An 8,996-nucleotide genomic window follows, 5' to 3' on the forward strand; every position below is an offset into this window, starting at 1 on the left:
GCGCGGACTGTTTGAACAGCGGAGCAAGCGCACGCCGGAGCCCCTGAGCGGTCGTCCCCTGCCCGCCCGTATTCAGATCTACGACAAGACCAGCAGCAACAGTGACCATCACCACCACGCCCCTTCCGGGTAGTCGACGACGATCCCCGCACCAGGGCCAGGATCAGTCGGAGTGAACAAGAAACCGCGGGTCTCCCCCGGCGCTACAGGCACCCACTCGGCCCGCAGCAGGTTGTGAGACACGTCCCCGCCACCAAGGACAGCCCGTCCGCCCGCGTACGGGGTGATCACAAGCTCCTGGCCGGTGGTGATCGGGCCGTCATACTCGATCACCCACGACTCCGACTGGATCGTGAAGCCGGCCATCGGACCGGCCACCGTGAACGCTTCCGGGTAGAACTCCGCCGTCCCCGGATTCGTGAGTGCGAACACCCCAGGGAAGAGGACACCACCGGTGCTACCAAAGCCGATCGCTCCATCGACGATGGGGAACGCGACACCCCCGGTCGCTTCGACAATCGCGTCCATGTGGATGCGGCGCGTTTCGCCGTACTTGTGGGGATCGGCCGCCCACAGGGGGATCTCGAACTCCGTCGAAACCGCATCAACATCGCTGACCTTGACCTGACCGCGAACCTTCGCTGACCGCAGATGCATCCACTGATCCCCGACCCAGACCCGAAAGCCGAGATCGGACTTCTTTGCCAGAGACGCGAGCCACGCCCGCGCGTCGTGGTTGGCCCACTCGGCTGAGGTCGCCTCGCAGTAGCCCGAGATGACCGGCCGGCGCGGTTCCAGGAGGGGCTCATCGACGTCGAACGCCCCGTCACCGCCGGGGATCAGATCCTCGTCGACACGGTTCGTCGGTGCATCGAAGAACCCCTCCATCCCGGTCAGCCACCACGTACCGCGGCCCGGCTCCGTGTAGAGCCGGCGCCCGTCGATCTCGACCATCAGCGATTCCACCGCAACTCCCTCACAATAAGTTCGGCCTGCTCCTGCGGGGTCATGCCCGGCAGCGCCTGCACGGTGATGTTCGTCTCACCGCGCCGCCGCAGTGCCGCGGACTGCTCCGGGTCGAGCACGGCCTCCGGACGCCCGGACCGGTTCACAGCGACACCACCGTGCGGCAGCCACCCGCCCTGGTCGTACAGCTTCGCCTTCCCCATCTCGGGGACGACTCCGCCGTTCGCCATGGCGATGTGCACGTGATCCCAGTGCATGTCGCGGTTGATGCCGGTCCAGAAGTACGGCTGGCCGTTGTAGAGCTGCCTGTCCCCGGCCGGGGAGAAGATCAGCTCTCGCGCGTTCGGGAACAGTCGCAGAGCGGCGTTGAACGTGTCCATCGTCGCCGGGCCGATGTCGATCGCACGCCCGAGGGAGTGGTACGACAGCGACCCGGTCGCGGTCTGCGTTCCCGCAGGACGGAGGGCATCGTTCAGCGTGGCGCCCGGGATGAAGCGCTGCACGAGCGCCCACATCGCTTCCCACCCCATGCCCTCGGTGCCCTGCCCGACGCCCTTCGACTGGAACAGCTTCGCCATCTGCTGCATCAGATTGATGGGCAGCTGCCCCACGGTGCGCGCGAAGATGTTGTCCCCAGCGCCACCGAGCAGGGGGCGGAGGAGACCGTCGATCACGGTGCGCTGCACGGTCCCGATCGGGTCCATGATCATCCCGGAGACGAAATCGCCCGCCTTGCGGAGGTTGTCGATCACGTCGGACGCGAAGTTCCCGAACTCGCCGAGCACCCCGCCGTCCTTGAACGCGAGCATCCCCGACCGTGCCATGGCGTTCAGCCGGGCGACCCCGGCAGGGCCACCGACAGCACGGGTGAACTCAGGGCGCATGATCGCTTCACCGCCGGACAGCGCGAGCCCGCCCGCTGTCGGTGACCAGAACTGGTGCACGTCCCGGCCCGGTGTGTAGCCGGGCAGCACACCACCGGATGCGAACTGGATCAGATTCGCCTTCGGGAGCTTCATGTCCGACAGGCCGAGCCCGTCGACCATGTCGTTCCAGAACGAACGGAGCCCGTTGTTCCACACGACGTCGAGGATGAAGTTGATCGGGATCGCCGCGGCCTTCTTGATGCCATCCCAGGCGACACCGATCGACTTCGCGGTGTTCGCGAACGCCTGACCGACCAGATCGATTGCTGTGCGCAGGACGGGAAACACGTTCTGATCGAGCCATGACCAGACCGCGCCGATCGCCGCTTGGATGCCCTCCCAGGCGGGACGGATCGCGTTCTCGTACAGCCACCCGAAGATGACGCCGAGACCCTGGATCTCGAGCGCTATCAGCCCAACGATCGGCTGGATGATCGTCGACCAGATCCAGTTGAACACGGCTCCGATCGCGGCGAATGCCGGGGAGATCGCGTTCTCCCAGAGCCACACTGCCACCGCGCCCCAGAATCGGAAGTAGTTCACGATCAGCGTGAAGATCGGCGAGATCACGTTTTGATAGATCCAGGTCACCACCGCGCCGATGCCTTCGAATACCGGCTTCAGCACGTTCTCCCAAGCCCACTGCGCCGCCGCGGAGATGTTCGCCCACGCCTCGCCCAGGAACCGAGAGAACTCCGCCCAGATCTTCTTGCCGGTCTCTGTCTGCGTGAAGAAGTACACCAGCCCCGCCACAAGCGCACCGATCGCGGTGACGATCAGCATGATCGGGTTCGCATTCATCACGAGGTTGAAGGCCGCCTGTGCTGCTGCTCCTGCCTTCGTCGCAAGCAGCCACTTCGTGAGACCACCGGCCGCGGCTACCGCGGACGCCGCCCCCATCGCTGTGAACCCCGCCGTGACGACGCCGATGCCGAGCGCGAGCGGTGCGAGCCAGTCCTTGTTCTGGTTGACCCAGTCAACCGCCCCGGTAAGGCCCTTGAATCCGTCGTTCACGGCCTGCGTCACGCCGGTGAGAAGGCCGGTGATCTGCGGCTGGAACTTCTGAATCAGGTTTCCCAGCCCACGGGTGATCGCGGTTGTGAGGTTCTCCTGCGCCGTTCCGATACCCGTCGTCGCGTCCTTCGCCTGTGCAGCGAAAGACGCGTACCCAGCGAGCCCGTTCTTGTCCAGGTCCAGAATCGCCTGATTGAACTGGTCGAACGTCACCCCGCCCGACTGCATCGCCGCATACAGGTCGCTCGAGTTCGCGGTGGCGCCGAGCATCGACTTCGCGATCTGGTCGAGCTGCCCCGGCATCGCTGTCTGCAACGACCGCCAGGCGGCCATGTCGACCTTGCCGACCGCCAGCATCTGAACGTACTGGTCCATCGCGTTCGCCTGTATGACCGTGGACTTACCGCCGGCGAGAAGCGCGTTGTTCAGCGCGAGCGACAGGTTCGTCGCCTGGTCGAGTCCGCCCGTGAGCGGTGCAAGCTGCTGCGTCACGCCCGCCATCTGGTCCAGTGATGTCGGGAGGCCGGCGAGCTTGTCGGACATCTTCGCGATCGACTTCTGCGCATCGTCGGAGGAGTAGCCGAGGTTCTTCATGATCTTCGGGAATGAGTTCAGCGTGTCAACACGCTTGATCGCCCCGTCGATCGACCCCATGACTGCCGAGATCGCCTTGCCGGTGACCGCGGCAACCGCGCCACCGACAGCACCGGCAACGGTCGAACCGATCAGGGATCCCCCGCGCTCGGCAGCGCCGCGCGCGTCAGACCCACCGAGCGCACGCTCAATGTCGCCCTTCACGCCCGGCATCTTCACGGTCAGCGCGACATACGCGTTCGCGATCTCGGCACCAATGGTCACGACAACCTCCCGACCGCCCGCTACGATTCGGGCATGAAACACACGACGCTTTGGGGCGGGATGGGGACATCGAGCATCCTCAGATACTCGGATGCGGATGCTACCTACGAGATCTACTCGCCGTGGAAGAACGGCAAGTCGAAGATGTCGCTCAAGCGCTCTGTCGACGTGGTCCCGTACTCAGAACTCGCGTCGTACACGACCTATGTCCAGCCACAGACCGTCTCGCGTTCAGGCCTTGGCCGCGCAGCTGGGCTTGGCATTCTGTTCGGACCTGTCGGCGCCGTCGTCGGTGCCGTCACCGGGCGTGCGGAGTTTGCGACCGTCACTCAGATTACGATCGCGCTGCGTACTCGATCCGGCGACGACTACATCATTCCGATCCTCTATTCGCCAGGAAAGGGCCAGAAGTCGTCGTCCTCAGCAGTACAGGGGGCTACCGACAAGCTGCAGGAGGTAGTCGCCAAGGTCGAGTCGACTGGTGCCGTCTTCGATCCGTCTCTGTCAGCGAGCATCTGACCGACGCGCGGCACGGCGCGCATGGGCCTCGGCCTTCGCTGACAACACGGTGGATTCCCGCTCGATCACGCCAGCAGCGGCCGGGAGTTTGAGCGGTTCAGGTCGTTTGCCCTGCCCGCCGCCGAACTGCCAAGCGACCATCCGCAGCGAGTGTTCTAGCTCCCGGGTGACGAGCGCTTCCACCGGCCACGCGGCGGCCCCACCCTGTGCGCGACCAAGCGCGCACCCTGAAGGCAGGTGCTCGACGTAGTCTGCGAGCTCGCGGGGCGTCCGGGCAGGATCCGTTCTGCCGCCATCAAGCAGGCGCAGCCCGTATTCGGACTGAAGTGAAGCCCGCAGGGCGCCCTCATGGTCGTTGAGGACGCCCGCGAGCATCAGTAGTTTGGGTTAAGCGCCTGAATCAGATCCCAAACGAACTTCGTTCCGTCCTCAACGCTGACGCGGCCATTCTCACCACGCAGAGCATCCAGGACACGCCGGAAATCGTCACCGATCAGGCGACGCAGCAAAGACGGCATCCGGGACGGATCCTGGTTGTCCTGCAGTGCACGCATGTCGTCAAGAACCTCGAAGTCATCAAGATTCTCTTCGGGGACGGTTACGACGATGCCGCGGATCGCGACTCGGCGTGCCTTCACCGTCCGCTTCGCGTCGCCGTCACCGATCGTGATCTCGACCGTGTCAACCTTCGGCTTCTCGGCCTTCGGCTGCCGATCCTGCGGCGCCTTGCCAGGCTTCTTCTCGTCGGTCACGGAGTCACGTCCTCAAGGTCGGTTGCGAAGTGGTCGTAGTCGCCGATGATCTCGCCGATGAACGGGTACGCCGAGATGTCCTTGTTGTTCAGGACCCGGTCGCCGTTCGGGGAGATCTCAAGACGAGGAATGACGTAACGCTCCTTGACCGTCGTCTCGTCCGCGTCGAACACATCGATGACGGCGGCGCGTGCGGTGATGCGCTGACCGGGGCCGCGCGTCGAGTGACGGACGCCATCTGCAGAGGTTGCGGTCTTCTCGTGGTAACGCAGACCGTTCGTCTGCGCCTTCGACTCGAGCGCCTGGAACGTCACGGTCGTGCCCGGCTCCGAGATGCGCGTACGCACCACGCCGTTGCCCTGGTGCCCGCGCTTCTTCTCCACGGAACCGGTAAGCGATTCGGTCAGACCGTCATCAGAGAGCCAGCCGACGTCATCGAACGCTGCGTCGAGCGCCCCGTCGATCGTCGTCGGAAGCGTGGTCCCGATCGGTGCCAGGTGGATGGCGTCGAGATCGGAACCGAAGATCCGCGCCAGTTCTGCGTTCACGCTCATGTGCGTGTCCTTTCAGATGAGCCGGCCGCGGCCGGGTTATGCCTGCACCGGGAGTGGTGGCAGGAGAGTTCGGCAGCGGTCACCGCTGCGCACGCACCGTCAGCTGCACGCTGAATCGGTAGCGGGGAGTTTTCGACTCAGGGTCGGGAATCCAGTACGGGCCCGTAATCTCAGTGCTGCGGCGCACCAGCGGCATCGCTGTCGTCTCGTGCAGCAGCGCGGTTCGGGCGGCTTCGGCGAGGTCCGCGGCGTCCGTCGAGTCGAGCGACCATGCCTCGACCGTGATCAGTGGGTGATCGACGATACGGTTCGCGGAAGGGCCGCCGTTGCGCCAGATCAGCAGGAACCGGTCGGGGCGATCTGCGGGGACCTCTGTGACGACCTCAGCGTTGACTCGTGCTGCGAGGAAGCCCAGCACGAGGGATGTGGTGTCGGGGAAACGCATCATCCCCCCAAGGCGCGCTCAAGCGCAGCGTTCTTCGCCTGTTCCCGCATGCCGCGTGCGTTCTTCGGCTGCACGAACCCGCGCGCCACCCACCGGTGAGGACTACGGACGTACTCGAAGTTCTCGCCGGCGCGCGCTGCGATCGCTTCCCCCTCACGGTCGACGATCTCTTGGACCGGAGCCGAACGCATCAGCGCGTTCAGGGCGGTGAGGTTCAGACGCACGGCCATCGGTCACCCCTTCGCGTTCTTCACCTCGACCGGCATCCACCACCTGGTCGGGGTGTTCTCGAGCGTGTACGGCTGCGGGTCGCCCACGACATCGCATGGCGCGCCGCCGCGGATCCGGATCCGGGCACCGCGGAGGCTCCCAGTGAATGTCTTCGGGAAGTGCAGGTTCCACGCGATCACAACACCGGCTGGCCGGGCCGTGTCGGGGATGTCTGCACGTGGGCCGGGCGCGACGAGCACGTCATCGACGGTTTCGGGCACCCATTCCACGATCGGCTGGTTGTGCGAGTTCCGACCGGTCTCTACCGGCCGCTCGACTGTTACCGTCTCGCCGATCATGAGGATCCCAGGACAACCGTGTTGGAGAGCCTGGTGGGTCGCATGTTCTTGGCAACATCCATGTCAGCCGGTGAGAGCATGACCTGCCCGCCGATGGCCCAAGAGGCGTAGGTGTCGTTCTCTGAATATGGCGTTGCGGTCGTCTGGTGCTGCACGACACCCGACTTTGCTTTCGGGTCAATGGACATCACTCGGGCGACCATGCCCGCGACTGTTGACACGACCAGTTCGGGGACAGCGTCGGATCCGTGGGTGTAGGCGACGCGAACGAACCGGTGCGACAGCAGTGGAACCGTCAGTGTCCCCTGGAACTGTGTGAACGGGACCGGGTTGCCATCATCATCCGTGACGGCGCTGACATTGACCACGGGCGTCTCTGGGAGACGAACTTCTCCGCCGTTCACCTTGAGCCGCACCAGGCTTTCGCCTGCTGTGAACGAGCGGCGGGAGGCCATTCGAAATAGGGCGGATGCCTGCGTGAGCAGCGCTTCCACCTGTGCCGCCTCCGCGGAGGTCAGGTCACGGCCCAGCAAGGCCGACACATCCGTTGAGGATGCGAGGTTGTCTTCGCTTGCCATGACCTGACCTCCAGAGGGTTACGCGACCGCGATGGCCGGGGTGGTGCCGCCCGTGAACGAACCCGTAGCGGTGAAGGTGCCGACGCGCTCGTTGAACGTGACGGTCTTCGTGCTGGCGGGGAACGCGCCACCGGTGACCTGAGCGCCAGACACACCGGTCAGCTCGTTGATCTCCGCGGCGATGGCCGTGTTGGACGCGTTGTACGCAATCGCATCGGTGGTCTGACCATCAATGGTGAGCGTGAACGTGCCCCCGGTCGGAGCGCCGGTGATCGAGACCGCCCAGGACGCCTTCTCAGATCCACCAGCACCGAAGGTGACCTTGATCGCTCGCTGGAACTTGAGAACGACCTGGTCGTTCTCGTCGCGGACGATCGACCCGTCCTCTCCCTGCTCCGGGTCCAGGACCGCCGTGGCGCCAGCGAAGGCGTGGACGATGGAGCGGTCCTTCATGTAGGTGCTGTCGTAGTCCCACAGCTGGGTCACGGCCAGACCATTCCCGGCCGCGACACCGCCACCCTTCGCAACACCGTTAGGGACAGCCGGTGCGACATTCGCGATCGCGATTGCCGTCTCGTGCACGAAGTAGGACTCGCTGTCGCCGAGAGCGTCGAGTTCAACAATGGTCCATCCTGCGAGGCGACCGACGACACCCTCACGGAGCGCCTCGGGCAGCCCCGAGGTGTCAACCTCGAGGAGCTTGTCGAAGGAGGCGATCGCCTCGGACACATCCGCACCAACGAGCCAGTAGCGACCCGTCAGCGGCCAATGCGCCTTCTGAGCGAGCTTGCGGGCCTTGATGGCGACCTTCCGCGGATCCTGCGTACCGTCCGAAGCTGCGGTGTTGTAGGTCACGCCGAACACGAACGATGCGGCGCGCAGGGCCCCCACGACGATGCCCTCGAAGAAGTCGAGAATCGCCGAAACCTGCGGGGCCTGCACGTCACGGACGTAGTCGACTTCATCCAGCGTCTCCTCCTCGGGAGACAGAGCGACCGCGCTGTAAATGTGCCGGTTCAGGGCAACCTGGATCTTGGAGTTCGCAAGGCGGTCGACGACAATCGCGTCATCGCCACGCCACGGCTTCTCCCGAGCAACGAGAACCGCGGGGCGCTTGATGTTGACGACGTCGCCCTCCGCGCCCTTGAAATTGGGGATGCCGAACTTGAAGGTGAACAGGCCCGGGGCCTTCACCTGCTTGCGGAGCAGGCCGAGCGCGGTAGCTGCGAGCTTCTGCCCCTTCACGAAGATGTTTGCCACGATTCCTCCTTGGTGTAGTTGTGGCCCGTGAGCGTTCGTGGCGAACGTCTACGGGGGTTAGCGGATCATTGCCGCCGCGACGATGTCCTCTGCCGACATGTCACCGTTGCCGATGTCGTCTCCCTCGTCCCCCTGACCGTCTGCGGACGGTGCGGCGGGCTTCTTCGGGAGGATCGTGAGAAGTTCGTCGGCATGCGCCTCAAGCTCTTCGCGGGTAGCACCGCGCAGAGCAGAGACAGGAACGCCCTTCTCCTTCGCGACTTCCGCTGCCGTTGCGGCTGCGGTGTCTTTCGCTTCACGGTCGGTACGCCACTTCTCGGCGGCGTCGAGCCGCGCCTGAAGCTTTTCGATCTCGGACTTGTTAGCCTCTTCGAGCTCGTCGTACTTCTTGGCCTTCTCGGCGTTCGACTTGGCGGTGTCCTCGTTCTTACGCGACATCGCCTTCGGAGCCTGACCCGCTTTTCCGGACGGGTTGTTTGTGTTGATCATGCCGCGGTGGCGGCGGGGATGTGAAGTCGTTCGAACTCCACGGGGCTGAGGTTGCCGAGGGAAGTG

The 8,996-nt window shown here is 64.8% G+C and carries 12 protein-coding genes; 1 reads left to right on the plus strand and 11 read right to left on the minus strand.

What is annotated here, in order from left to right; genetic code table 11:
* Window positions 1-108 precede the first annotated feature (108 nt).
* Both WFJ01_RS18760 and WFJ01_RS18765 read right to left on the minus strand, forming a co-directional pair.
* Window positions 109-954 carry a hypothetical protein gene (locus WFJ01_RS18760; RefSeq protein ID WP_336629997.1) on the minus strand — a complete coding sequence of 282 codons (846 nt, stop codon included), beginning with the start codon at window positions 952-954 and terminating at the stop codon, window positions 109-111.
* Window positions 954-3,764 carry a tape measure protein gene (locus tag WFJ01_RS18765; protein ID WP_336629998.1) on the minus strand — a complete coding sequence of 937 codons (2,811 nt, stop codon included), beginning with the start codon at window positions 3,762-3,764 and terminating at the stop codon, window positions 954-956. Before WFJ01_RS18765 ends, WFJ01_RS18760 begins: the two co-directional genes overlap by 1 nt.
* A 33-nt stretch (window positions 3,765-3,797) precedes the next feature.
* On the opposite strand from WFJ01_RS18765, the gene WFJ01_RS18770 reads away from it, so the two are divergent.
* On the plus strand, window positions 3,798-4,283 hold the full coding sequence (locus WFJ01_RS18770; RefSeq protein ID WP_336629999.1) for a hypothetical protein: 486 nt from the start codon (window positions 3,798-3,800) through the stop codon (window positions 4,281-4,283).
* On the opposite strand, the gene WFJ01_RS18775 is transcribed toward WFJ01_RS18770, so the two are convergent.
* From WFJ01_RS18775 to WFJ01_RS18815, 9 genes are all read right to left on the minus strand, one after another.
* A complete protein-coding gene (locus WFJ01_RS18775; RefSeq protein ID WP_336630000.1) occupies window positions 4,269-4,658 on the minus strand; it encodes a hypothetical protein in 390 nt (129 codons plus the stop codon). The genes WFJ01_RS18770 and WFJ01_RS18775 overlap by 15 nt on opposite strands.
* Window positions 4,658-5,035 carry a hypothetical protein gene (locus WFJ01_RS18780; protein WP_336630001.1) on the minus strand — a complete coding sequence of 126 codons (378 nt, stop codon included), beginning with the start codon at window positions 5,033-5,035 and terminating at the stop codon, window positions 4,658-4,660. The genes WFJ01_RS18775 and WFJ01_RS18780 overlap by 1 nt, the downstream gene beginning before the upstream one ends.
* Window positions 5,032-5,589, minus strand: a complete 558-nt coding sequence (locus tag WFJ01_RS18785; RefSeq protein ID WP_336630002.1) for a phage tail tube protein — start codon at window positions 5,587-5,589, stop codon at window positions 5,032-5,034. The genes WFJ01_RS18780 and WFJ01_RS18785 overlap by 4 nt, the downstream gene beginning before the upstream one ends.
* A 79-nt stretch (window positions 5,590-5,668) precedes the next feature.
* Window positions 5,669-6,037 (minus strand): hypothetical protein, encoded by a 369-nt coding sequence (locus tag WFJ01_RS18790; RefSeq protein ID WP_336630003.1) that lies wholly within the window; start codon window positions 6,035-6,037, stop codon window positions 5,669-5,671.
* Window positions 6,034-6,264, minus strand: a complete 231-nt coding sequence (locus WFJ01_RS18795; protein WP_336630004.1) for a hypothetical protein — start codon at window positions 6,262-6,264, stop codon at window positions 6,034-6,036. The genes WFJ01_RS18790 and WFJ01_RS18795 overlap by 4 nt, the downstream gene beginning before the upstream one ends.
* A 3-nt stretch (window positions 6,265-6,267) precedes the next feature.
* Entirely contained in the window at window positions 6,268-6,603 is a 336-nt protein-coding gene (locus tag WFJ01_RS18800) for a hypothetical protein (protein ID WP_336630005.1), read from the minus strand.
* Window positions 6,600-7,181: a hypothetical protein gene (locus WFJ01_RS18805; RefSeq protein ID WP_336630006.1), complete on the minus strand. Its 582-nt coding sequence runs from the start codon at window positions 7,179-7,181 to the stop codon at window positions 6,600-6,602. Before WFJ01_RS18805 ends, WFJ01_RS18800 begins: the two co-directional genes overlap by 4 nt.
* Window positions 7,182-7,199: 18 nt before the next feature.
* Window positions 7,200-8,441: a hypothetical protein gene (locus WFJ01_RS18810; RefSeq protein WP_336630007.1), complete on the minus strand. Its 1,242-nt coding sequence runs from the start codon at window positions 8,439-8,441 to the stop codon at window positions 7,200-7,202.
* A 57-nt stretch (window positions 8,442-8,498) separates the two neighbouring features.
* The gene (locus WFJ01_RS18815; RefSeq protein WP_336630008.1) at window positions 8,499-8,930 is read right to left on the minus strand and encodes a hypothetical protein; all 432 of its coding nucleotides are present in this window, start codon (window positions 8,928-8,930) and stop codon (window positions 8,499-8,501) included.
* Between the last annotated feature and the right edge of the window lie 66 nt (window positions 8,931-8,996).

The organism is Microbacterium sp. MMO-35 (assembly GCF_037147555.1).
GTDB lineage: Bacteria > Actinomycetota > Actinomycetes > Actinomycetales > Microbacteriaceae > Microbacterium.

Coding starts and splice junctions, on each gene's coding strand:
- WFJ01_RS18760 (WP_336629997.1), bottom strand. CDS start 954: ATGGTCGAGATCGACGGGCGCCGGCTCTACACGGAGCCGGGCCGCGGT.
- WFJ01_RS18770 (WP_336629999.1), top strand. CDS start 3,798: ATGAAACACACGACGCTTTGGGGCGGGATGGGGACATCGAGCATCCTC.
- WFJ01_RS18775 (WP_336630000.1), bottom strand. CDS start 4,658: ATGCTCGCGGGCGTCCTCAACGACCATGAGGGCGCCCTGCGGGCTTCA.
- WFJ01_RS18785 (WP_336630002.1), bottom strand. CDS start 5,589: ATGAGCGTGAACGCAGAACTGGCGCGGATCTTCGGTTCCGATCTCGAC.
- WFJ01_RS18790 (WP_336630003.1), bottom strand. CDS start 6,037: ATGATGCGTTTCCCCGACACCACATCCCTCGTGCTGGGCTTCCTCGCA.
- WFJ01_RS18795 (WP_336630004.1), bottom strand. CDS start 6,264: ATGGCCGTGCGTCTGAACCTCACCGCCCTGAACGCGCTGATGCGTTCG.
- WFJ01_RS18800 (WP_336630005.1), bottom strand. CDS start 6,603: ATGATCGGCGAGACGGTAACAGTCGAGCGGCCGGTAGAGACCGGTCGG.
- WFJ01_RS18805 (WP_336630006.1), bottom strand. CDS start 7,181: ATGGCAAGCGAAGACAACCTCGCATCCTCAACGGATGTGTCGGCCTTG.
- WFJ01_RS18815 (WP_336630008.1), bottom strand. CDS start 8,930: ATGATCAACACAAACAACCCGTCCGGAAAAGCGGGTCAGGCTCCGAAG.